This window comes from Halorubrum sp. 48-1-W (assembly GCF_003287355.1).
GTDB lineage: Archaea > Halobacteriota > Halobacteria > Halobacteriales > Haloferacaceae > Halorubrum.
In genome coordinates, this window is record NZ_QMIM01000016.1 from 15,853 (window position 1) to 39,131 (window position 23,279).

A 23,279-nucleotide genomic window follows, 5' to 3' on the forward strand; every position below is an offset into this window, starting at 1 on the left:
AGCCCTTTCGCGTCCGTCACGCTCGATCCGGGCCGTCGTCCTTCGTCTCGTTCTCGTCCGACCCGCCCTCCCCGTCTGCGAGCCTCGCGACCCGTTCCAGGGTGTCGACGTCCCCCGCAGACTTGTCCTCGCGGACGCCGACGAACCGGGGGAACCGGAGGGCGTACCCGGAGCCGTACGTCGGGGAGGTCTGGATCTCCTCGTAGCCGACCTCGAGGACGACTTCGGGCCGGATCCGTAGCTCCGTCCCCGACTCGGCGACGACGTGCGGTTCCAGCCGCGCCGTGAGATCCTCGAGTTCCTCGTCGGAGAGGCCGGTGGCGACCTTCCCGATCGGTTCGTACTCGTCGCCGTCGCGGACCGCGAGCAGGAACGTCCCGAACAGCTCCGCACGACGCCCCTCGCCCCACTCCGCGCCGACCACGACGGCGTCGAGCGTCTCCACGTCAGGCTTCCGTTTCAGCCACTCACGACCGCGGTTTCCGGGCGTGTACGCCGACGCAGGGTCCTTCAGCATGACGCCCTCGTGACCCGCCTCGAGGGCCGTCGACTCGAGCCGGGCGATCGTCTCCACGTCGTCGACGGTCCGCAGGTCCGCGGCAGCGTCGGGAACGACGTCGACGAGCCGGTCGTGACGGAGTCGGAGCGGTTTCGCGAGGAGGTCGTCGAGTTCGTCGTCGTCGCCCACGAGCAGGCAGTCGAACGCGTGAAGACGGCAGGTGACCGCCTCGCGCATCCGGTCCACGTCGTGTTTCCGACGGAACCGACGGAGCACCTCCTGGAACGGCAGGGGGGAGCCGTCGTCGTCGACGGCGACGATCTCCCCGTCGAGGACCACGGGTACCTCGACCCGCTCGGAGACGTACTCGACGATCTCCGGGAGCGCGTCGGTCACGTCGTCCATGTTCCGCGAGTAGAGTCGCGGGCCGGCTCCGTCGGACCCCGGCGCGTAGTGGACCTGAACGCGGGCCCCGTCGAACTTCGTCTCGACGGCGACCTCGCCGAACGACTCGACGGCGTCGGCGGCGGTTCCCGCCTGCGCCAGCATCGCCTGGACCGGCCTGCCGACCCGGATCCGTTCGGCGTTCAGCCCCTCGATCCCCGACTCCCGGGCCAGCCGTGCGACGTGCCCGTAATCGTTCGTCACCTGGAGCGCGCGCTCGACCGCCGCGTTCGCCTCGTCGGTCGCGCTCTCCGCGTTCTCCTCGTCGGTCGCGCTCTCCGCGTTCTCCTCCCCCTCGTTGTCGGCTCCACCGTCCTCGCCGTCCCCCTCGCCACCGCCGCCTCCCTCGCCACCGCCTCCCTCGTCACCGCCGACCCCGCCGTCCTCCGCGAGGAACGCCTCGGCGATCGCGTCCCGAACGGTGCCTTCGCCGACGCCGATCCGCATCTCGCCGAGCACCAGGCGCGCGAGCGTCTTCGCCTCGGCTGGGTCGCACCGATTGAACAACCCGAACAGCGCGTCGACTTTGTAAGACTCGCTTCCCTCGCCCGTCGAGGCCGCGAGCTCCCGGAGCGTCCCGTCGACCTCGGCGACCGAGAGCGGGTCGCTCCCGGCCCCGAACGCGGAGAGCCCTCGCTGGCCGCCGAAGTCGAACCCGGCGGCGACCGCGCCGATCTCACCTCGGCTCGCGAGCCGCTCCTCCACGTCCTCAGCGGTGACGTTCGGGCCGGCTGCGCGGGCGATGGCCTCGCGACACGAGGCGGGACCGACGTCGATGGTTCGGTCGTCGTGTGCGGGGTACGTCCGGCCGAGCAGGAACCGCGTCACCGTCTCGAGGTCGTCGCCGGCGTCCGCGAACAGCTCCGCGACGAGCGCCGTCGTCTCGAGGTCGGCCGGCTCGGACTCCAGTCGCTCCACCCGCTCGGCGAACGCGGCGAACTCCATGCCCCGGATCGGCGATCGGCGGGCAAAAACGCGCCGATGCGGGACGGGCCGTCGACGCGTGCGGAACGAACCGAGACTCCGGGTCGGGGCTCTTTTATTATCGGAGGTCGTCCGGCCATCGCATGAGTACCGAGTCGGCCCTGGCCGACGGCGTCCGGGAGGCGCTCGCCGTCGACGCGGACGAGTTCGCCGTGCGCGCCGAGGAGGAGGCGGAGGTCGTCAAACAGGGGCTACACGACGGGGCGTTCGACAACCACCAGTCGATCGTCGGCTTCGAGTACGAGTTCTACGCCGTCGCCGACGGCCGCTGGAGCGAGGAGTCCCGTGCCGGCGAGTACGCTCTGATGCGCGTACCGCGCCGCCTGTTGGAGCTGATGGGCTTCGAGAAGGAGCTCGGGCTCCACAACGCCGAGATGTCGACGAGCCCCCAGCCGCTCTCGGACCACGGCCTGCGCGCCCAGCTCGCGGAGGTCCGCGCCCGGTTGGAGGCCGCGGAGAACACCGCCGGGGTCGAGGGGATGCGGCTCGTCTCCGACGGCGTCTGGACCATCCCGCCCGCGGGCGAGACGGCACGGGAATATCTCACCGACAGCGTCGACCTCGACGGCGTGACCGTCGCGGCCAACATGAGCGACGCCGTCCGCTACCACGCGATGGCGAACGCGGGCGACGACGCGCCCGTCGCCATGGAGGCACCCGGCGTCACGCTCCACGCGGACACCGTGATGCCCGAGAGCCTCATCACCTCGATCCAGCCGCACTACCAGGTCGCACAGGCCGATACGCTCCCCGTTCACTTTCGATACGCACTCCGGATCGCGGGACCGCTTTTAGCGCTCGGCGTGAACTCGCCGTTCCTCCCACCGGACCTCTACGACGACGACTGGGACGCGGAGCGGGTCCTCGAGGAGGGCGCGACGGAGAACCGGATCCACGTGTTCGAGTCCGTGCTCAACGCCCGGACCGACGCCGAGAAGGTGCGGTTCCCGCACGACTTCCACGACGTCGAGACCGCCGTCGACCGGATCGCGGGCGACGAGACGCTGATACCGATGCCCGAATCGGACGGCACCGACCGGTTCGACGACGGCTTCGCCACGTTCCGAACGAAACACGGCACCTACTGGCGATGGGTCCGTCCGGTGTTCGAGGGGGCGACCCGCTCGAGCGCGAACGCCCGGATCGAGTTCCGACCGGTGCCCGCACAGCCCACGGTGCGCGACTCGATCGCGTTCCAGGCCGCGTTCGCCGGGCTGATGGGCGCGCTCCCGCGACACGAACACCCCGTCATCGGGCTGGAGTGGGAGACCGCACGCGACAACTTCTACGCCGCGGTCGCGGACGGACTCGACGCCGAGATGGAGTGGATCGGCTACGACGGCGAACACACCACGGACGCGACGGCGATGTACGCGGACCTCCTCGACCACGCGGCCGCCGGTCTCCGGACGGCCGGCTGTTCGGAGGCCGAGGCCGAGTCGTGGCTCGCGCCGCTCAGGTACCGGGTCGAGCACGGGGTCACCCCGGCCGGCTGGAAGCGGACGGGCGTCCGGTCACGGCTGGCGGACGGCGAGCCGTTCGCCGACGCGGTCCACGACACCCAGCGGGCGTACATCGAACGGCAGGCAGACACCCTCATCGACGGCGGGTTCTCCGACTGGTGACGCGTATGATGTGCGGACGTGACCCGGATCCTTTCCTCCATTTTAAATACTGATCGCCCTATCTTCTGCTAGCTCCGACCACATGCCCTGGCAATCGACGTCGTACGTGCTTCTGCTCTTTCTCTCGGCGCTGGTGGCGTCTATCTGGGCCGGGTACGGGATCGTGTCGGTCCCACGGGAGAGACGGAACCGCACTGTCACCACGTTCGTCGTCCTCTGTCTCTCGGCGGCGGTGTGGGCCGTGACGTACGGGATCCAGCTCGCGAGCACCGGCCTCGAGGCGAAGCTGTTCGCCTACCGGGTGTTACACGTCGGCGGGGCCGCCACGCCGTCAGCCTGGCTGGCGTTCGCGCTGGCGTACAGCGGTCGGGGAGACCGGCTCACGCCGATCGTCGTCACGGCGCTCACGGCGATCCCCGCTGTAGTGGTCGTACTCCTTGTCGCGAACCCGTACTCGTTGGTGCTGGTGGACGCGGAACTCGTCACGATCGGGTCGTTGACCCGGCTCGAGACGACGCTGGGTCCGGCGTATCAAGCTCACCTCGCCTTCTCGTATGTCGCGGTCGTCGGGGGCGCAGGGCTCGTCGTCGACCACGCGCTCCGGTCTGGCGGACGGATCAGACGGCAGGCTGCGCTCCTGATCGTCGGGGCGACGGTTCCCCTCGCGTTGAACGTCTTCGAGGTCCTCTCGCTGCCGCCGTTCGGGACGACAGCCGTGAACCTGACTCCCGTCTCGATTTCGCTCTCGACGGCGTGTTTCGGCGTCGCCGTGTTCCGCTACCGGCTCCTCGATCTGACACCCATCGCCTCGCGGGTCGTCCTCTCGGAGATGGACGACGGCGTGGTCGTCGTCGACGCCGGGGGGACGATAGTCGACGTCAACCCGGCGGCGGAGGCCGTCGTCGGCGACCGGACGACGGCGATCGGCGCGTCGATATCGGCACGGCTCCCGGAGTACGACCGGCTCGAGACTGAAGCGGGCGCTTCCGTCCTCGTGACCCGGGACGGCACGGACGGGGAGCGGTTCCTCCGGTTGAGCCAGTCGCCGCTGCGGCGGAACAGCGAGACGTACGGCCGGGTCGTCCTGATCGGGGACGTGACCACGATCGAAGAGCAGCGCCGGGCCCTGGAGGAACGGAACGAGCGGCTGGACGCCTTCGCGGGGATCGTCTCACACGACCTCCGAAACCCCCTTTCGGTCATCGGTGGCTACGCGGACCTCGCGAGCGAGACGAACGACCCGGAACACTTCGAGGTGATCGGCGATACCGTCGACCGCATGACCGAGTTCCTCGAGGACCTGCTACAGCTCTCGAGACGGGGCGAGGTCGTGACCGTGGTCGAGCCGGTCCGGCTGCGGGCGATCCTCGAGACGGTCGAGACCGATATCGCGGACGACGATCTGACGGTGGTCGTCGACGACGCGGTCGACGAGACGAGTGTTCTCGCCGACCCTGCCCGGCTACGCCAGGTCCTCGACAACGTCCTGCGGAACGCCCGCGACCACGCGGACGGACCGGTGACGGTGGCCGCCGGCCGGCTGTCGGACGGGTTCTACCTCGCGGACGACGGTCCCGGAATCCCCGAGTCCGAACGCGAGAGCGTCTTCGACGTCGGCTTCACGACCCGTGGGTCGGGGACGGGGCTCGGACTGGCGATCGTTCGCGACGTCGTCGAGGCCCACGGCTGGTCGATCGAGGTGGTCGAGGGTGGGGAGGGCGGTGCCCGGTTCGAGATCACTGGTGTCGAGTTCGGCGAGGCCGGGACGGCCGAGGAACCGACCGGCTCACCTGTCGACTCGTCGTGAACGTCGGCTCGTCGTGAACGTCGGCTCGGAGGAACGATCCCGAGAACGGCCTCCTACGCCTCGCGGAACGTCAGCCCGTCGCGAAGCTCCCGGGCCCGCGACAACAGCGCGTCGCGGGTGGCACCGTCGGAATCGAGGGTCCCGTCGGTCAGCGTCAGGTGGCCCATCTTCCGGAGCGGGCGCGCGTCGTCCTTGCCGTACCAGTGGAGGTCGGCCTCCGGCGCGCCGAGGACCGCCTCGACGCCCCGGAGGGTCGCGGGGCGGCTCTCGTCGGTGTCCCCGAGCACGTTCGCGGTGACCGCGGGCGCGACGAGTTCGGTCGGCCCCAGCGGCCAGCCGAGGACGGCGCGGACGTGGTTCTCGAACTGCGAGGTTCGCGTTCCCTCGATCGTCCAGTGTCCGGAGTTGTGGGGACGCGGCGCGATCTCGTTGACGAGCACGTCGCCCTCGCGGGTCTCGAACAGCTCGATCCCGTAGACGCCCCGCCCGTCGAGGAACTCGAGGACGTCCGTCGCGACCGCCTCGGCGCGGGCGATCACCTCGTCGCTCGCGCGGGCGGGGGCCACGCTCTCGCGGAGGATCTCCTCGCGGTGGATCGTCTCCGTCACAGGGTAGGTCCGCGTCGCGCCGTCGGCACCCTTCAGTCCCATCACGGCGATCTCGCGCTCGAAGTCGACGAACCGCTCGGCCATCGCGTCACCGCCGACCGCCGCGAGCGCGTCGGCCGCCCCGCTCGGCTCGTGGACCGGGACGTTCCCGCGACCGTCGTACCCGCCGCGGCGCGCCTTGAGCATGACGCCGTCGAACTCCTCGACGACGCGCTCGAGCCCCCTGGCGGTCGCGACCGCGGCGAACTCCGGGACGGGGATCCCGGCGTCCGCGAGCGCCTCAGTCTGGACCAGCTTGTCCTGGATCGTCTCGAGGGTCCCCGGGTCCGGGTGGACCGGCACGTCGTGTTCCTCGCCCGCCGCAGCCAACACCTCGGGGTCGGCGAGCTCGATCTCGAAGGTGAGCGCGTCGACGCGCGCGGCGAGCTCGAAGATACCGTCGGAGTCGTCGAAATCGGCGACGATCTGGTCGCGGGCGACGCCCGACGCCGGACACGCCGGCGTGGGGTCCAACACGACGACGTCGACGCCGAGCGGCGAGGCCGCCTCCGCGAGCATCCGTCCGAGCTGTCCCCCGCCGACGACGCCCAGGGTCGGGCCGGGAAGCGTGATCGACATCTACGCCGGAGTATTGAACGTCGACGAATAAACATTCCTCAATCCACCGATCGATATACACGTGTGTGGATCGTCTCGGGTCGGCGCTCGCCGTGGACCTCGGCGTCGGCGACACAGATCCCCTGTCTCGGTCCCGTTCAGCCGTCGATCCGCGCCTCCTCGCCGGCCAGCATCTCGAGGACCTGCATCACGCCCGAGTTGTCGTCGCGGCCCATGTCGTTCTGGACCATCGACTTGTACAGCTCGTGGGCGAGCTCGGTCTGGGGCATCGGCGAGCCGAACGTCTCGCCGGCGTCCGTCGCGATCCGGAGGTCCTTGTACTGGTACTCCGCGAAGAAGCCCGGGTCGAAGTCGCCGCGGATCATCGACGGGGCGCGATTGTCGAGCGTCCAACAGCCGGCCGCGCCGCCGCTTATCGCGTCCACGACCGCCTCGAGGTTCGCGCCCGCGTTGTGCGCGAACACCAGCGCCTCGCTCACCCCGACCATCTGGGCGGCGACGACGATCTGGTTGCACGCCTTCGTCGTCTGGCCGGCCCCGCTCGGCCCGCAGTGTGTCACCGTCTCGCCCATGACCTCGAGGGCGTCCGTCCACTCCGCGAGGACGTCCTCGTCGCCGCCGACCATGATCGAGAGCGTCCCCTCGATCGCGCCGGACTCGCCGCCCGAGATGGGCGCGTCGAGGGTGTCGACGCCCTCTTCCGCGAGCTGTTCGGCGACCGCTTCCGCGACCGTCGGCGAGATGGTCGAGTGGTCCACGACCGTCATCCCCGCGCTCACGCCGTCGATCACCGGGTCGGGCTCGCCGTCCTCGCCGAGCACGACGTCCGCCACGGCCGGCGAGTCGGGGAGACACAGGAAGACCACGTCGCTCCGCTCGGCGACGCCCGCGGGCGATCCGCCGTCCTCGCCGCCGTACTCGACGAGTTCCTCGACCGGCTCGGCCGAGCGGTTGTGCCCCACGACGTCGTACCCCGCGTCGAGAAGGTTCTTCGCCATCGGCAGGCCCATGATCCCGAGTCCAACGAATCCGGCTGTTGCTGTCGGCATACTCCCAGTGGCGAGGAGTACGACATAAACCTGACCCTGGCGGCCGCCTCTACACCGAGACGGTCTCGAGGTCGCTTTCCAACCCCTCCACGAACTCGTTGTACGCCTCGACGAAGCCCGCGAACGACTCGGCGTACTCGCGCACGTCGACAGCCGAGGGGGCCCCGTACTGTGAGAGGAGGTAGAGCCCGCCGGAGCCGCCGACGCGGAGGTACGACACCGCACCCTCCTCCCACTTGAGCTCCCAGCGGTCGCCGTCGACGCGGGCGGTGAACGTCCCGTAGTCGTCGCCCTCGTACCGGTACACCTCGCCCGCGACGACGCCGCACGTCTCACGGATCGAATCGAGCACCCGGTCGCGCTCGGCGACGACGCCGTCGGTCGAGGCGGGGTCGGGGAACTCCGCGGAGACCCCGTCGAGCACGCCCGACAGCGAATCGACGTACGCGTTCCAGGCGGTGACCATGTTCGGGTAGTCGGCCAGCGCGGGCGAGAGCCCCGAGGGATCGGGCGGCTGTTTCGTCGAGACGACGTAGGTGTCGGACCCGCTCTTCGGCGAGAACAACAGGAACTCCAGCTCGCCGGCCTCGTGTTTGACCGTCCACTCGCCGCCCGCCGTCGACAGCGCCTTGCGGCCGTAGTCGCCACCCTGGAGCTTGGCGAGCAGGTAGGCGATCCCGCCGGCGTGGTCGCGGACGGCGGCGACCAGCTCGTCGCGCTGGTCGGCCACCGCCTCGACGTCGGACACGTCGAGGTCGATGCCGAGCCCGGCGGTCTCGGAAGGGGAACTCACGTCCGGAAGCGGGCGACGAACGGTGTTAACGGGTTCGGTCGCGGACGGCTCGAGTCGGTCGCGGATCACTCGGTCCGCCCGCGAGTCGGTCGCGGATCACTCGGTCCGCCCCGGGATCGACTCGCGGATCTCGCGTATCCGCTCCGGTTCGTCGATCCCCGACCGGAGCACGATCGCGAACACCTCCTCGCCGTCGGGGATGGGCGCGTCCCCGCTCAGGATCGCCCCCGAACCGGTCTCCTCGGCGAGCCACCGTCGACCGTCGGCGATCGCCTCGCGGTTGAGCCACGGCGGCGGGCCGCCGACGACGAGCAGGGTCCGGTCGGCGCGTCCCTCCGGGACCTCGACCGTGTTCTTCCCGCGTGTCGCCTTCCGGATCACCGTCTCGACGGCCGACACCGCGGCGCTCGCGTCCACCTTCTCCGGCTCCGAGGAGCCGAACAGCCCGAGACCGAACCGCGACTCCGTCTTCGGCGGCTCGACCGCCTGGGTCGCGTACCCTACCGCCGCGAGCTCGCCGTCGTCGCCGACCGCCCGGGCGACGTCGCTCGCGTCGAGCACCTGTTGCGGGGTGACGACGTCGGCGTCGCTCTCGCCCGCCCCGAACAGCGCCGCGATCCGGTCGGCGACGGTCCCGTTCAGCCGGTCACGGGCGTCCGGGACCGTCTCGCCGGGACGCAGCCACGCGTCGGTGTCGAAGGGGAGGACGGCCGCCGTCCGCTCCGAGAGCGCCCCCAGCGTTCGGGCCGCGTTCCGTTCCGCGAGCGGGCGTCGCGGTTCCGCCCCGTCGCCGGGCCCGGTCCCCGTCTCCATCCCCGCGTCCGGGTCGCTCTCCGCGGCCGCGGGCAGGATGGCAACCGCGTACACCGGTGCGTCGTAGAGCGTGTCGAGCTCCACAGCGAGCGACGGGGCGACCCCACCGCCGGCGGCGCCGCCGACCCCGACGACGAGAACGAACGCCTCCGCGAGCGACGGGCGTTGGTCGTCGAGGGCCCGACCGAGTTCGCTCGCGTGGACCTCGCCGAGTTCGCTGCCGGCGTGGAGGTCGCCGTCGAGCCCGTCGCCGCCGGCGGCGTCCCCGAACCGATATCGTCGCTCCTCGCCGAGCGACTCGAGCCGGCGGAGCGCCTCCATGTCCGTGTCGAACGCGGAGACGCCGTGGAGGAAGCCATCCCCGTCGTGGTCGGCTGTGAGCCGGTCGACGATCCGGCCACCCGCCCCGCCGAGGCCGATGACGTGTACGCGCATACGTCTCCGGTCGGCGAACGGGGATTTATCACCTTCGGCCGGTCGGGGAGCGGTCGCGGTCGCCCGGGACGCCGGGCCAGTTGTCGTCGTCGCCGCGAGGATCCGACGCGCCGGACCCGTCGTCGGGGACCGTCCACTCGAACTCGTCGAGCCGCCGTTGACCGTCGGGAAGCCGGTCCGCGGGGGCCTCCGGCTCCACGCCGAGCAGTCGGGGTAACGCGGTGTCCCCGAACGTCAATACGAGCACCAACACGATGGGCGCGAGGAACAGCCCGTGGAACCCGAACACGACCGGGCCGAGGATGTACGCGAGCATCAACAGCCCGACGTGCGTCGTCTTCCCGCTGAAGTACGGCCGCAGTACGATGTCGGGGATCGTGTCGACGACGACGACGGCGACGAGGAGGAACCCGACGACGTACACCAACAAGGCGGTCTCGTCGTTCATGATCGCCGGCACCGCGGTCGCCGCGGTCAACGGCAGGTAGACGATCTTCATGCCGATGACCGGGATCAGGCTCGCGACGCCCGTGAGCGCACCCGCGAGCGTCGGGTACGGAACCGCGACGGCGTCGGGCGCGACCACGTTGTAACCGGTGTACGTCGCGATCGCAATGATCGATATCGCGATGACGTTGAGCAGGTTCCCGTACAACACCGCCTCGAGTTCCGCGTCGGCCGCCTCGAAGTACTCGCGGACGATCGCGTCGTCGTCGAACCGGAGCACCCACTCGTGGAACTTCGAGCCGTCGAGGAGCAGGTAGTAGGTGACGATGACGGTGATGAGCAGGTTGAGGAGCAGACCCGATACCGTGTTCGTCAACAGCGCGGCGTTGTCGACGAGGAAGTCGATGAGCGGGTCGAACTGTCCCGACCGGTACGCCTCGACGACGTTTCCGACCGAGAGGTTAGAGAGCTCCGTCACCCGCTCTACCCACTGGTTCCCCGACCCGAGCGTTTCGGCGATCGGGAACTCCTCGATGAACCGGCGAATCTCGACCACCAACAGCACCACCGCCGAGCTCAAAAGCAGGATGAGCGGGACGGCGATCAACGACAGCGCGGTCACCGCCCGGACCCGTGGGGGGAGCCGCAACCGCTCGAGGTAGTGGTAGAACCGCCGGGTAGTGTAATACAGGAAGACGGCGACGGTGAGGGCGGCGACGAAGCGATAGGCGATGTAGCCGGCGATGAGCGCGACCGTGAGACCGAAGAGGGCGACGACGAAGCGCTTCTCGTCCATGCGCGGACGTGTTCGACCCAGGATATAAATGGTGTGGACGGTCTAGCGTCCGATTCAGGAACGGGTGGACTCGGTCAGGAACGGGTGGACTCGGTTGTGAGGTCGTCGGGTCGGTCTTCGCCGAGCCGGCTGTCGTCGGGTCGGTCGTCATCGCCCGACTGGCAGGCCCCACTCCCCGTAGCGGAACGCCCGCCGTCACGGTCTCCGCCACGGTTGCCGGCGGACGACCCCAACCGCTCCGCGACGACGCGGTCCTGCCGGTCCAGTTGCTCTCGGTGTAACGAGAGGATCATGTCGGCGAGCACGCCGAACACGACGAGTTGCATGCCGAGGATGATCGCGCCGGTCGCGGCCACCGCGATGATCTCGTGGCCGACGTCGAAGACGATCCACCGGTAGAGGACGAACGCAGCCATGAGTGCCCCGGCGAGCGTCGAGACCGTGCCGACGCTCCCGAAGTAAAAAAGCGGGTTGTTCGTCTTCGCCTTCCGGTACAACTCCAGGAAGATCACGCCGCCGTCGCGGACCGGGTGGAGGTTCGTCGAGGAGCCGTCGGGGCGCGGCCGGTACGTGACGGGGACGACCGCGACCGAGACCCGCTGTTTCACGCACTCGACGGCCATCTCGGTCTCGACGCCGAAGCCGTCGGCGGTGAGGGTGAGCCGGCCGAACGACTCGCGGGTGAACGCCCGGTAGCCGGAGAGGATGTCGCCGTAGTCCTCCCCGTGGATCGCGCGGAACGCCCCGTTGATGAGGCGGTTGCCGACACGGTTCAGCCGCGTCATCGCGCCCGGACGCATGTCCGCGAAACGGTTCCCGACGACGTGTTCGGCCTCGCCCGCGAGGAGCGGCTCCAGCATCGCGTGGGCGTCGCCCGCGTCGTAGGTGGCGTCGGCGTCGGCCATCAGGACGTACGGGGCCTCGACGTGCTCGCGGACACCCTCGCGGATCGCCTGACCTTTCCCTTCCCCGGACTGTTCGACGACACGTGCGCCAGCCTCGCTTGCGATCTCGCGGGTGCCATCCGTCGAGCCGCCGTCGACGACGAGGACGTTCGGGAGGCCCGCCTCTCGGAACGAGGAGACGACGGTCCCGACGGTCTCGGCCTCCTCGTAGGCCGGCAGTAGGACACAGACGTCGTCGAAGTCGCTCATCGTCCGGGCGATGTCGGCCGAGTCGCTAAACTCTGTCCCTCCGGTCGCAAAACGAGGGGCGACCCACACGCTCATGTATCCCTCCACCATACGTGGTGACATGTCACAAACACTCGAGAGGCACACCGAGGAGCTGCTCAGTGCGGCACGGACCGCGACGGGCGACGAGCTTCGGAGCCTCACGTACTTCACCGCGGACGCCGTCGAGCAGCTCTACTTGCGGAGCGACCTGAGCAGGACCGCCGACCTCGTCGGGTTCGCCGAGAGCGAACGCCACGGGTTCCACGCGCAGTCGTTGTACGCCAACACCCAGCTCGGGGACTACTTCTTTACCGTTCGAGTGTTCGAAAACGGCTACCTCACCCGCGTGATCGCCAACGACCACGGCGTCTGGGTGACGACCGATTCGATGGAGATCGGTCGGTTCGAAGAGCTCGCCAGCGCGCTCGCCGAGATCCTCCGCTCGTTCGATCCCGTCTCTATCGAGGGGGAGTGAACCCGAGGGCGCGGACAACTCCACGATCGATCACCTCCACGAGGTATCACCTTGTATATCCGATCGAGAGTATAATGAACATAGGAACAAGGTTAAGGTATCTCACACGATACCAAGGGATATGGAAACGCGGAAGGTCCAGCGACTGGGGCCGTCGACACTGGCGATGACGCTCCCTGCCGAGTGGGCAAAGGAACACGGGGTGAACAAGGGCGACGAGGTATCCCTGCGGATGGGCGGAAAGGGGACGCTGACGGTGCTCCCCGAGTCGGTGAGCTCGGAGGAATCGGAGGCCGTGATCAACGCGGACGGGCTCGACGCCCGGGCGCTCGAGCGGGCCGTCGTCGCCCAGTACGTGCTCGGTCGGCGGGTGATCCACGTCCGGAGCGAGGGAACCCTCGACAGCGAACACATCAACGCGGTGTACAAAGCCGAGACCCAGCTCATGGGCCTCGGCGTGATAGAGGAGACGCCGGAGGACATCTCGATCCGATGTTCCGTCGACCCCGAGGATTTCACGCTCGACAACCTGCTGGAGCGGTTGGAGAACACCGGATCGACGATGCGCGGCGAGGCCGTCAAGGCGCTCGCCCACGGCAACGCCGACCTCGCCCAGCGCGCGCTCAACCGCGAGCGACAGGCGAACAAGATATTCGTGCTCCTCCTGCGGTTGATATTCACCGCCTACCAGAACCCGAACCTCGCCCGGGCGGTCGGGCTGGAGGAGGGGTTCCCCCTCATCGGCTACCGGTCGGTCGCAAAGAACCTCGAGCTCACCGCCGACAACGCCGAGGACATCGCCGACATCGTGATGGAGGCCGACGGTCACACGCTCGACGTCGACAAAGCCACGATGCGGCAGATCCGCGAGTTCACGGACCAGGTCGACGAGCTCACGGCGCTCGCGGTCCGGGCCGTCGTCGAGCGCGACTACGACCTCACCGTCGAGTGCCGGGACCTCTTCTCCCGTCTGGAGGACCGCGAACAGGAGATCCTCGGCGAGCTCCCGGACGACCTCGACAACGACGTCCTGTTGATGACGCGGGAAGTACTCGTCAGCCTCCAGCACACGGCCGAGTACGCCATGCGGAACGCCGAGATCGCCGCGAACCTCGCGCTCAACGAGGCGTCCGACCACGTCGACATCGTCTAGTCGACATCGTCTAGCCGTCGGTGGCACCCGCGGACGCTCCCACGCACCCACGCGGATCGCCAGGTTCGCATGAACTAAGTGTCCACCCGCGAAGCGATGCGTATGACCGAGGGATCCATCGCGTCCGACAAGGGGATCGGCGTGACGCTCGCGCTGTCGGCCGTCGCGGTGGTCGGCGCAGTCGTGATGTACGGCCACCCGACCCAGTACGGCAAGGCATGGGGGTTCGCGGCCGCGTTCGTCTTCGCGCTGTTGGCGGTCGTCGCCATCCAGGCGTTCGAGTGACGGCGTGACGGAGGAGCCCGACGAGAAACCGTTAAGCGCGTCTGACACCAACGTTCGACGATGACCGAGTACACCGAGGAGGAGCGGCGGATCCTCGCGTATCTCACGGACGGCGTCGCCCGTGGCGAGCGATACGTCCGCTCGAAGACGATCGCCGACGCGATCGGTCTCACCGCCAAACAGGTCGGCTCCAGGCTACCACGGCTCGCCGAGAAGGCCGACGACATCGAGATCGAGAAGTGGGGTCGGGCCCGGTCGACGACGTGGCGCGTGACGCAGGGGTGAGGAATCGCCCAGGGAGCGATCCGAACGCGAGGGCCCGATCGAACGCGAGGGCCCGATCGAACGCGAGGGCCCGATCGAACGCGTCCGGAGCCGGCGGCCGGATCCGTGATTCCACCCTTTTATTCTCCCCCCGTTCGTACGCGGAGCTATGACCGTCCGAGTCTCCCGGACGTTCGAGTTCGATGCCCCCGCCGAGGACGTGTGGGCGTTCATCTCGGACGCGGAGAAGCGCGCAGGAGCGATCAGCGTGGTCGATACCTTCGAGGTCCACGAGGACGGAACGGCGACGTGGCACGTCGCGCTCCCGATCCCGATGATCCGGTCGACGATCACGGTCGACACCGAGGAGGTCGAACGCGACCCGCCGAACCGGGTGAAGTTCGTCGGGAGGTCGAGCGCGTTCCGGGTGACCGGTGAACACGTCATCACGGGGACCGACGGGGGCTGTCGGCTCGCGAACGAGTTCGTCGTCGAGGGGAAACTGCCCGGCGTCGAGTCGTTCTTCAAACGGAACTTCGACGCGGAGCTCGACAACTTGGAGGAGGCACTCCGCAGATCGCTGACGGCCGACGCCTGACGTCGCTCGGCTCCTAACCTTCCCGAACCGGTACCGATCCGGCTCGATCCGGTCTCCGTGGATTTATACGCAAGGGAGCCATACTTGGACTTGCCGGAGTTCGACGCTTTTCTCGTCGAAGTTCGGCGACAACGACCCGCACCCGTCCCACCACGGGCGACGGCCCGATACAGCCTGGGGGTCCGCTGTTCGGCGCCGTCACCCGTCCGCCCGCCTCCCGCACCCGCCCGCCTCCCGCGCCCGTCTTTCACGTTCGTGAGCCGACGGCGGGGACGTCGCTGTCCTCGAAACGCAAGGACGATACGTCTCTGTAGAGAACGTTCGTTCGAATGTCCCCCCGCGAGTACCGAGGCGTCGCCTTCGCCGTCGGGCTCTTCCTCGTCGTCCAACTGGGCGCGCTGGCGCTGGTCCCCGAGTTCACGGAGAGCGGCTACCAGCCCGTCGAGGACCCGCAGGACCCGACGAACAGCCTGGTGTACATCCTCGCTATCGTGGTCATGACGGGGCTGATGCTCGCGGCGTTCCGCTACGAGTTCGACTGGGCGATCCGGCTCCTCATCGTCGGCGTCTCCGCGTGGCTCTCGTGGTACGTGTTCTCCGCGTTCGCTCCGCCGCTCGTCGCCGCCGTCCCCGCGGTCGCGGTCGCGGTCGGCCTCCTCGTCCACCCCGAGTGGTACGTGGTCGACACTGCGGGGGTGTTGATGGGGGCGGGCGCGGCCGGACTGTTCGGGATCTCCTTCGGGATCTTACCCGCGCTCGTCCTCCTGACGGTCCTCGCCGTCTACGACGCGATATCGGTGTACGGCACCGAACACATGCTCTCGCTCGCGGAGGGCGTGATGGACCTCAACATCCCCGTCGTCCTCGTGATCCCGCTTTCGCTCTCCTACTCGCTCCTCGAGGACGAGGAGATCGACGACGAGGTCGACGATGGCACGGGGACGGCCGACAGCGACAACGGGGAGATCGCCGACGAACCCGTTGCCGACGGGGACCGCGATACTGCTACCAACGGCGACCGTGATACCGCTGTCGACGTTCCCGACATCGAGGAGCGTGACGCCTTCTTCATCGGGCTCGGCGACGCGGTGATCCCGGCAGTGATGGTCGCCAGTGCCGCCACCTTCTCGTCGGCCCCGGCGCTTTCGGTCCCGTTCGTCGGACTCAACCTCCCGGCATTCTTCGCGATGGTCGGCACGCTCGCTGGCCTCCTCGTCCTGTTGCGCTGGGTGATGAAGGGACGACCCCACGCCGGGTTACCCCTGCTCAACGGCGGGGCGATCGGCGGGTACCTGCTCGGAGCGCTCGTCGCCGGCGTCCCGCTCGTCGAGGCGCTCGGGCTCGGCGTCGTGATTTAAGCGTCGAGGACTGCCCCCCACGGCCACGGATTTCTTGTCGATCCCGAAGGACGTCCCACGTATGCGTATCCCCGCCATCCCCCGCCGATACCCCCTCGCGACCCTCACGACGGGTGCGTTCTTCCTCGCGCTCGTCTCGACCGCGGCGTACTACGCCGGCATCGTCCCGTGGATCCCGAAGACGCTCCCCACCTTCGTCGACCTGCTGGTCGTCACGGGACTCCTGCTCGCGGTCACGTTGGCCGTGTGGGTCGTCGCGCTCGCCCGGTCGTGAGTGGTTCACTCCCGGTCGTCCGAGACCCCGTGACGGACCTTCACCGCGACGCCGCTGTCGAACGCGAGCGCCTCCGCGCCCGACAGCTCCGCGCGCCCGGCCGCGAACAGGGCGTCGTCGCCGTCGACGACGAGGACCTCGTCGCCCGGCCGGATCCCGCGGTCAGCCGCGGTCACGAACTTCGCGAAGGCGTTCCGCCCGTCGCGGACGAACGGCTCGCTCTCCTCGCCGACGACGACGCGATGGGCGGGCGCGGGGGACACCCGGCGTATCCGCCTCGCACCGACCTCGCCGAGGGTGAACCGCCCGTCGGTCCCGTAGGTGACGATCCGGTCGCCCTCGCTGCTCCCCGGGGTGTCGTCGACGTCGCCGGCGATCACCTGTCGGGGTCGCCCCCCGCTGGACCGGCGGATCGTGACCGGTTCCTCGGGCGGGAAGAGCGCCTCCCCGGCCCCCGACCCGAACTGGTAGTCCGCACCGGTCCGCAGGTCGGCGAGGTCCTCGCTGTCGCTCATGGGCGCGGTACCGCCGCCGCGCGCAAATCGGTTCCGATACGGCCGACCGTCACCGGTAGGGCCGGCCGTCACGCCACGGTCCCGTCCGGAGCCTTCGCCGCTGCCCGTCGCGCTTGGACGACGAAGAGCGTCGTGGCGAACCCGATGAAGCCCGCTGCGAGCAGAAAGCCCGTCTCGGTCGTGGTGAAGTCCATCGTCGTCCCGACGAGCACCGGCCCGACCACCTGTCCGATCTTCCAAGAGATGGAGCGCAACGACATCGCACTGGCGACGGAGTCGTGACGCTCGCCCTCGTCGACGAAGAGCGACATACTGGCGGGCAGCCGGATCGAGTCGGCGACGCCGAGAAGCGAGTAGGCGGTGAACAGCGCGAAGAAGGCCCCGCCGAGCGTCTGGGAGTCGCCGAAGTACGAGACGGTGACCGGGTCGACCGTCCCCTCGAAGTAGACGGCCAGCGGGATCGCGGCGGTACCGACCCCGTACAGCAGGGCCCCGGTCGCGACGAAGGCGTGTCGCCGCCCGTACCGGTCAGTCAGGTCGCCCACGAACCCCTGTGTGACCGCCTTCGTCGCCTTCCCGCCGGCCATGATCCACCCGATCGCGAACGCCGAGATGCCGAACGTCGTCCGCGCGTAGATCGGGAGGAAGATGATAACGGCCATCTTGCCGACGCTGAAGGTGAACCGGAAGACGACGAGCGAGCGGAGCATCGGTAACGCCAGGAGCGACCGGAACGTCTCGATCCCCCCGACCGCCTCGGGGTCGGTCCGTCCTCCCGGGTTGTCCCGCAGGAAGCGGTAGACGAGGAGGAAGCTCACGAGCGTGATCAAAGAGAGCACCGCGTACGTCTCGGTGAACCCGTACGCGTACAGCAGATAGCCCCCGAGGAGGTCACCCATGAGCGAGGACACCGACGCGAACTGATTGTACGACCCGAGCCAGAGCCCCTGTTCGTCGTCGGGACTGATCTCGCCGATTATCGTCGCGCCGGTGATCCAGAGGACGCTCGCGCCGAGCCCCTGGAGCATCCGCACGAGGATCACGTGGACGGGGCTCGAGACGAACGCGAACCCCACGAAGACGACGACGTTGATCAGGAACCCGGCGAGCAGGAAGCGCTTGGAGTTGCCCGTGTCGATCGCTCGCCCGAGCGGGAGGACGACGAGCAGTTGTACGGCTGCGAAGGCGGTTCCGAAGAGCCCCTCGACGAAGCCGGTGGTCCCGAAGAGGTCGGCGTACAGCGCGAGCGCGATGAGTATGGTCGAGTACGCCTGGCTACGCGCGAAGGCGGTCCCGGCGAGCGACGCGAACTCCGCGTTGCCGAGGAGCCGTACCGAGTTTCCGAAGCGGGCCACGTCCGGGTATCGACTCGCCCGAGGGGGTCCACGTATTAAAGGCCGGGCGACCCGGCGGTCCCTGCTGGGTTCCGTCGTCGTCGCCGATCCCGGCGACGGGTCGGTCCCAACCGTCGCGACGGCTCGGCGTCGAGCACGGCGAGACGGTGTCGGAGCACAGTGACGGTACCGGACTACAGCTCGATCCGCTCGACGAGCGACCCCTCGCCGTTCTCCTTGGTGTTGATCGCGACGATCCGGACGTCGTCTTCGAGCAGGGAGCCCTCGACTTTGGCCTTCAGGAGCGAGTCCACCTGGTAGACGCCCGCGGCGTTGTTCATCCGGATCTCCACCTGGACGGGGTTCTCTTCGTCGGAACGGAGGATCACGGACTCGATCGCCTGCGAGGAGACGGTGTTGATCCCGCGGCCACCCTTCTCGTAGGGGACCCGCGAGCGGCCACGCTCCATGTCGAGTCCGTCGGCGATCCGGATGACGCCCGCCTCCCGGGTCAGCGGTTGCTCCTCGGTGTGGTGACACAGGATCGCGTGGAGCACCTCCGACTTCACGCGGACGTGCTCGGGGACGTCGTAGAACTCCGGCAACAGCCGGTCGAGCACGTCGGCCGCCAACGGGATCGAGTAGTAGGAGTGGTCGTCGCGGTGGACCACGTGGCCGACGTCGTGAAGCGTCGCCGCGAGCACGATGATGACCGGCTCGTCGGCCTCGTCGAGCCCCTGCTGGCGGGCCCCGTTGAACTGGACGTCGTTGGCCTTGAGCAGTTCGTAGAGCTTGAGCGCGCGGTCACGGACGATCTCGACGTGTTTCGTCCCGTGGTCGTTGTACCCCTTCCGGGCGACCGCGTTGACGTTCTGTGCCTCGAGGTACGTCGTGACCTCCGGGTCGGTCTCGAGCCGCTCGAGCACCTCGTTGATCCGGCCGTCTGGGAACGGGTGATCGGCGTCCGGGTCGTACTCCTGTCTTTCGGCGCGTGCGTCGTCGGCCGCCTTCGTCATGGGATAACTCCGACGCGACGGGGCGACAAAAGGGTGTGGTCCGGTCGGTATTCGTCGTCGGTATCGGGCGACCTCCGAAGCGTTCCCCACCCGTTCCGGTACGCCAACCTATACCAGCGTCCCCGCGAGAGGACGGCCCATCGATGTCGCGACGGGTCGTCGGTCGCCGGGAGTACGGGATGACCCTCGCCGCGAGCGCGAGCTACACCTGTCTGATGTTCGTCTGGTTCTCGCTGCCCGCGTACCTCCCGACGATCATCGACGACGTGGGACTGACGAACACGCAGGCGGGCGTCCTCGCGGGGGCGATCCCGCTGACGTACGTCCCCGTCGCGCTGTTCTCCGGGCTCGCCGTTGACCGACTGGGTCCGGGGAGGGCCATCGGCGTGGGGGTCCTGGTCTACGGCGGCGGGCAGATCGGCCGGAGCGTCGCCCCCGGGTTCGCCTCCCTGCTGGCGTTCACGCTGGCGATGGGCGTCGGCGCGACGGCCGTCACGTTCGGGCTTCCGAAGCTCGTCTCCGTGCTGTTTCCCCCCGATCGGACCGGCCGACCGACGGCGCTCTACCTCGTCGCCGCCTCGGCGGGATCCGCGGGCGTCTTCGCCGTCGGCAGACCCGTTCTGGGTCCCGTCCTCGGCGGGTGGCGACCGCTGTTCCTCTGGAGCGGCGTCGTCGCGGTCGCCTACGGGGCGGTCTGGCTCCTCGTCGCGATCCGGACCGGCGTCGACGACGCGGACGCCGGCGGGACTGGTGACGGAGACGCCGGCGGGACTGGTGACGGAGACGCCGGCGGGACAGGTGACGGGGAGGCGTTCGACCTCGGGTCGCTAACAGCCGACCTCCGACTCGTGCTCACCCACCGCGAGCTTCGGCTGGTCGTCGTGGTCGGGACGATGTTCCTGCTGATCAACCACGGGATACAGGGGTGGCTCCCGACGTTTTTGGAGTCGCGCGGGCTGTCGGCGGCCCTCGCCGGACGGTCGACGAGCCTGTTCGTCGTCGCCTACGTCGTGGGTGTCCTCGGGATCCCCGAGCTGGCGGACCGGTTTACGGTCAGGCGGCCCGCGCTCACAGCGTCCGGCGGCGTGGCTTTCCTCGGGATCGCAGCGCTGATCGCGGGTGACACCGGGGCCCTGGCGGTCGTCGGCATCGCCGTCGCCGGGGTGGGAACCGGCGGGCTCTCGCCGCTGATCCGGACGATCCCGCCGGACCTCGAGGGGATCGGGTCCAGGCTGACGGGGACGGCGGTGGGGTTCATCTTCGCGGTCGGCGAGATCGGCGGGTTCGCCGGGCCGGTGCTCGTCGGGACGCTGTACGACGCGACCGGCTCGTACGGCCCCGGGTTCGGGATACTCGCAGCCGGCGGCGTCGGGATCGCCGTCGCCGGGGGCGTGCTGACCGCCTCGGAACGTCGGTGACGGACCGACGGGGGAACCGACGACTCCCGACCGGACGTCCGGAGCCCGGACCCTGCCCGTCCGGATCGAGTCGCCCCCGCGACCTACCGGGGGTCGGCCCGCCGGAGCCCGTCGCTACCGATCGGCCACGCGCCCGCCATCCGCCACACCGAGAGGTCGACCTCGACGCGCTCCGGGGATTCGGGGTCGGTCACCGTCCCGCTCGGAACGGTCGAAAGCGAGACGCCGGTCGCGTCGTGACGCGTCGGATAGATCCGCGTCGCGAGCGCCCGCCGCCCGTTCACGAACACCTCGAGGACGGAGGCGTCGACGAAGACGCGGACGTCGAGGGGACGCTCGAGGTCGTCGACGGCCACGCCGACCGGCGCGTCCCGCGCGTCGCGGTCGAGACTGCTCTCCGAGCGGTCGACGACGATCCGGTCGCAGCCGACCCGGACCGTCGTCCGTTCCGCGCCGTCCGGCGACTCCCGAACCCGGAGCGCGACGACCACGTCGCCGGGGTCGAGGCGGGCCCGGACCTCGAACGCCTCGACGGTCACGTCGAGTCGGTCCGAGGTCGGTCCGACGGTCCGCGTTTCGTTAACCAGCCGCGTCCCGCGGAGACGGTCGACCTCCCGTGCGGGTCGCTGTCGGAGTTCGCCGTCGACGACGGCCACCTCGCGCGGGAGGCTCATCGCCCCGGACCAGCCGGCGTCCCACTGGCTCGTTGCCGACCGTTCCTCGCGGAGCCAGCCGACGGTTACCGTCCGGCCGTCCGGCGTCGAGAGCGACTGCGGGGCGTAGAACGCGCCGGGATCGAGGGTCCCCTCGTCGTCCACGCGGAACCGGTCGTCGTCGGCGTCGAAGGTCCCGAGGAAGTACCGCACGTCCTCGTAGTCGGAGACGTGGAGGAGGTCGCCGTCGGGGAACCGCAACAGCTCCGGACACTCCCAGACGACGCCCGGTTCGGCCTCCGCGGTCACGAGGGCCGGGCCATCGTAGGTCCACTCGCGGAGGTCTCGGCTGGTGTACAACACCACAGCGCCGCCGCGGTCCTGGAGGCCCGCGCCGATCAGTTGGTGCCACCGGTCGGCCTCGTACCACAAACAGTGGTCCCGGAAGTGCGCGGGCTCGCCGGGCGTCGACAGCAGGTCCAGTTCGGGCGGCGGCGACCGGACGACCGGGTTCGCCCCGTCGGCCTCGAAGCCCGTCAGGTCGGCGTCGGTCGCGGTCGCGAGACACGGGCGCTGCCACCCGTCGCGTCCGCCGGTGTAGAGCGCGTAGACCGCGTCGGCGTCCGCGGCCTCAACGGGGGTGTCGGGGCCGCCGTCCGGCCCACCCGCCGGGACGACGCGCCGCGTCTCGCCGTCCGACCCTTCGAGCACGTCGACGGCGACCGCACAGCCCGACCAGCAACCGTCCCGGTCGGGTCCGCTCGGGTCGGGAGACATCGCCACGGGACGGTCCTCCCAGCGGACGAGGTCCTCGCTCACGGCGTGGCCCCAGTGGACCGAGTGGTGGTACGGGCCGGCCGGGTTGTACTGGTAGAAGAGGTGGTACGTCCCGTCGTGATGGATCAGTCCGTTGGGGTCGTTGAGCCAGTTGACCGGCGGGGTGACGTGGTAGGCGGGACGGTCGCGGTCCCCGGAGAGCGCGTCGCGGTAGCGCGCGAGCTCTCGACCGCTCTTCGGTCTGCCCGTCGCGAGCGCGGTGTCGTACTCGCTCGCGCCGGCGAGCCACCGGAGCACGTCGGCCGTGAAGCGCTCGCGGGTCGCCTCGGTCGTCTCGTCGTCGTGCTGGGCGAACTCCATGCCGACGCCGACGCCGAAGACGGTCCCCGAGCCGATCCGCCACTGGAGCACGGTCGCCTCCCGGGGAACGTCCTCGACGCCGCGGTAGGTGGACGCCAGCACGTCGGCCCGCTCCGGGAGCACGTCCTCGTATCGCGCGTACGGGGCGGTCGAGCCCGCGGGCCGGATGTGGTGACGGAGCCCCTCGAGCCCGTCGACCGCGGGGTGGCCGGCGTACAGCGGGTGCCACAGCGGGCCGACGGGCTCGCTCACCTCCTCGGTCCCCGTCGCATCCGGCGGAACGGGGTCGATCCCGAGCGCACTCACTTGCGCGAGCGCCCGCGCGGAACAGAACAGCCCGCCGCCGTCGGCGAGGAACGTCCGGATCGGTCCCGCACAGTCGGCGACGGTCGCGGGGTCGCTCACGGGGTCGTAGGCGTGCCACCAGAGCGCGTCGAACCGGTCGAGGTCGACGTCGCCGACGGCGACCGCCGCGAGCGGCACCGTCTCGACGTCGCCCACCACCCTGCGGGCGAACGCGAGCGCGGCTGTGGGCTCCTCGCCGGTCGGCACTGCCTCCACGTTTCCGGCCGTCTCCACGTTTCCGTCTGCGCCCCAGCCGTCCGTCGCCTCCGCTGTCGTGCGTCCCTCGTCCACGGACCGCTCGACGAGGAACCCGAGGCGGGCCTCGATCTCGGACATGATCCGAAGTTACCACGCTCGTTGT

The 23,279-nt window shown here is 69.5% G+C and carries 21 protein-coding genes; 10 read left to right on the forward strand and 11 right to left on the reverse strand.

Annotated features, from left to right (window positions below; translation table 11 throughout):
- Positions 1-16: 16 nt before the first annotated feature.
- On the reverse strand, positions 17-1,888 hold the full coding sequence (ligA, locus tag DQW50_RS08240; RefSeq protein WP_112078813.1) for an ATP-dependent DNA ligase LigA: 1,872 nt from the start codon (positions 1,886-1,888) through the stop codon (positions 17-19).
- Between the two features lie 122 nt (positions 1,889-2,010).
- Between ligA and DQW50_RS08245 the strand changes: the two genes are divergently transcribed.
- Together DQW50_RS08245 and DQW50_RS08250 are read left to right on the forward strand one after the other, a co-directional pair.
- Positions 2,011-3,552: a hypothetical protein gene (locus tag DQW50_RS08245; protein WP_112078814.1), complete on the forward strand. Its 1,542-nt coding sequence runs from the start codon at positions 2,011-2,013 to the stop codon at positions 3,550-3,552.
- Positions 3,553-3,634: 82 nt separating this feature from the next.
- On the forward strand, positions 3,635-5,359 hold the full coding sequence (locus tag DQW50_RS08250) for a histidine kinase N-terminal 7TM domain-containing protein (protein ID WP_112078815.1): 1,725 nt from the start codon (positions 3,635-3,637) through the stop codon (positions 5,357-5,359).
- Positions 5,360-5,412: 53 nt separating this feature from the next.
- Here the strand turns inward: DQW50_RS08250 and purK are convergent, their stop codons facing one another.
- The 6 genes from purK to aglJ form a co-directional block, all read right to left on the reverse strand.
- Positions 5,413-6,585 carry a 5-(carboxyamino)imidazole ribonucleotide synthase gene (gene purK / locus DQW50_RS08255; RefSeq protein ID WP_112078816.1) on the reverse strand — a complete coding sequence of 391 codons (1,173 nt, stop codon included), beginning with the start codon at positions 6,583-6,585 and terminating at the stop codon, positions 5,413-5,415.
- Between the two features lie 137 nt (positions 6,586-6,722).
- A complete protein-coding gene (locus DQW50_RS08260; RefSeq protein WP_112078817.1) occupies positions 6,723-7,634 on the reverse strand; it encodes an NAD(P)-dependent oxidoreductase in 912 nt (303 codons plus the stop codon).
- A 49-nt stretch (positions 7,635-7,683) separates the two neighbouring features.
- Positions 7,684-8,427 carry a hypothetical protein gene (locus DQW50_RS08265; RefSeq protein WP_112078893.1) on the reverse strand — a complete coding sequence of 248 codons (744 nt, stop codon included), beginning with the start codon at positions 8,425-8,427 and terminating at the stop codon, positions 7,684-7,686.
- Between the two features lie 96 nt (positions 8,428-8,523).
- Positions 8,524-9,675, reverse strand: coding sequence for a cell division protein FtsZ (locus DQW50_RS08270; protein WP_112078818.1), 1,152 nt, complete (start codon positions 9,673-9,675; stop codon positions 8,524-8,526).
- Positions 9,676-9,703: 28 nt separating this feature from the next.
- Positions 9,704-10,918, reverse strand: coding sequence for an AI-2E family transporter (locus DQW50_RS08275; RefSeq protein ID WP_112078819.1), 1,215 nt, complete (start codon positions 10,916-10,918; stop codon positions 9,704-9,706).
- A gap of 74 nt (positions 10,919-10,992) precedes the next feature.
- Complete coding sequence (gene aglJ, locus DQW50_RS08280; RefSeq protein WP_112078820.1) at positions 10,993-12,072, reverse strand: S-layer glycoprotein N-glycosyltransferase AglJ; 1,080 nt, start codon at positions 12,070-12,072, stop codon at positions 10,993-10,995.
- Between the two features lie 100 nt (positions 12,073-12,172).
- Here aglJ and DQW50_RS08285 point away from each other — a divergent pair, with 100 nt between their 5' ends.
- The 7 genes from DQW50_RS08285 to DQW50_RS08315 all read left to right on the forward strand — a co-directional run bounded on the left by DQW50_RS08285 (position 12,173) and on the right by DQW50_RS08315 (position 16,500).
- Entirely contained in the window at positions 12,173-12,568 is a 396-nt protein-coding gene (locus DQW50_RS08285) for a hypothetical protein (protein ID WP_112078821.1), read from the forward strand.
- Between the two features lie 121 nt (positions 12,569-12,689).
- A complete protein-coding gene (locus DQW50_RS08290) occupies positions 12,690-13,721 on the forward strand; it encodes a phosphate uptake regulator PhoU (RefSeq protein WP_112078822.1) in 1,032 nt (343 codons plus the stop codon).
- 102 nt (positions 13,722-13,823) lie between these two features.
- Positions 13,824-14,006, forward strand: coding sequence for a hypothetical protein (locus tag DQW50_RS08295; protein WP_112078894.1), 183 nt, complete (start codon positions 13,824-13,826; stop codon positions 14,004-14,006).
- 60 nt (positions 14,007-14,066) lie between these two features.
- Positions 14,067-14,291: a FaeA/PapI family transcriptional regulator gene (locus tag DQW50_RS08300; RefSeq protein ID WP_112078823.1), complete on the forward strand. Its 225-nt coding sequence runs from the start codon at positions 14,067-14,069 to the stop codon at positions 14,289-14,291.
- A gap of 148 nt (positions 14,292-14,439) precedes the next feature.
- Entirely contained in the window at positions 14,440-14,868 is a 429-nt protein-coding gene (locus DQW50_RS08305) for a CoxG family protein (RefSeq protein WP_112078824.1), read from the forward strand.
- A gap of 329 nt (positions 14,869-15,197) precedes the next feature.
- Positions 15,198-16,226 carry a presenilin family intramembrane aspartyl protease PSH gene (locus DQW50_RS08310; protein ID WP_112078825.1) on the forward strand — a complete coding sequence of 343 codons (1,029 nt, stop codon included), beginning with the start codon at positions 15,198-15,200 and terminating at the stop codon, positions 16,224-16,226.
- 61 nt (positions 16,227-16,287) lie between these two features.
- Positions 16,288-16,500, forward strand: a complete 213-nt coding sequence (locus DQW50_RS08315) for a hypothetical protein (RefSeq protein ID WP_112078826.1) — start codon at positions 16,288-16,290, stop codon at positions 16,498-16,500.
- 5 nt (positions 16,501-16,505) lie between these two features.
- Here DQW50_RS08315 and DQW50_RS08320 read toward each other — a convergent pair whose 3' ends face one another.
- The 3 genes from DQW50_RS08320 to DQW50_RS08330 all read right to left on the reverse strand — a co-directional run bounded on the left by DQW50_RS08320 (position 16,506) and on the right by DQW50_RS08330 (position 19,365).
- On the reverse strand, positions 16,506-17,015 hold the full coding sequence (locus DQW50_RS08320) for a PUA domain-containing protein (protein WP_112078827.1): 510 nt from the start codon (positions 17,013-17,015) through the stop codon (positions 16,506-16,508).
- A 68-nt stretch (positions 17,016-17,083) separates the two neighbouring features.
- Positions 17,084-18,370, reverse strand: a complete 1,287-nt coding sequence (locus DQW50_RS08325; protein WP_112078828.1) for an MFS transporter — start codon at positions 18,368-18,370, stop codon at positions 17,084-17,086.
- Positions 18,371-18,543: 173 nt separating this feature from the next.
- Positions 18,544-19,365, reverse strand: a complete 822-nt coding sequence (locus tag DQW50_RS08330; RefSeq protein ID WP_112078829.1) for an HD domain-containing protein — start codon at positions 19,363-19,365, stop codon at positions 18,544-18,546.
- A 143-nt stretch (positions 19,366-19,508) separates the two neighbouring features.
- Between DQW50_RS08330 and DQW50_RS08335 the strand changes: the two genes are divergently transcribed.
- A complete protein-coding gene (locus DQW50_RS08335; RefSeq protein ID WP_112078830.1) occupies positions 19,509-20,783 on the forward strand; it encodes a CynX/NimT family MFS transporter in 1,275 nt (424 codons plus the stop codon).
- An 83-nt stretch (positions 20,784-20,866) separates the two neighbouring features.
- Here DQW50_RS08335 and DQW50_RS08340 read toward each other — a convergent pair whose 3' ends face one another.
- Entirely contained in the window at positions 20,867-23,254 is a 2,388-nt protein-coding gene (locus DQW50_RS08340; protein ID WP_112078831.1) for a GH32 C-terminal domain-containing protein, read from the reverse strand.
- Between the last annotated feature and the right edge of the window lie 25 nt (positions 23,255-23,279).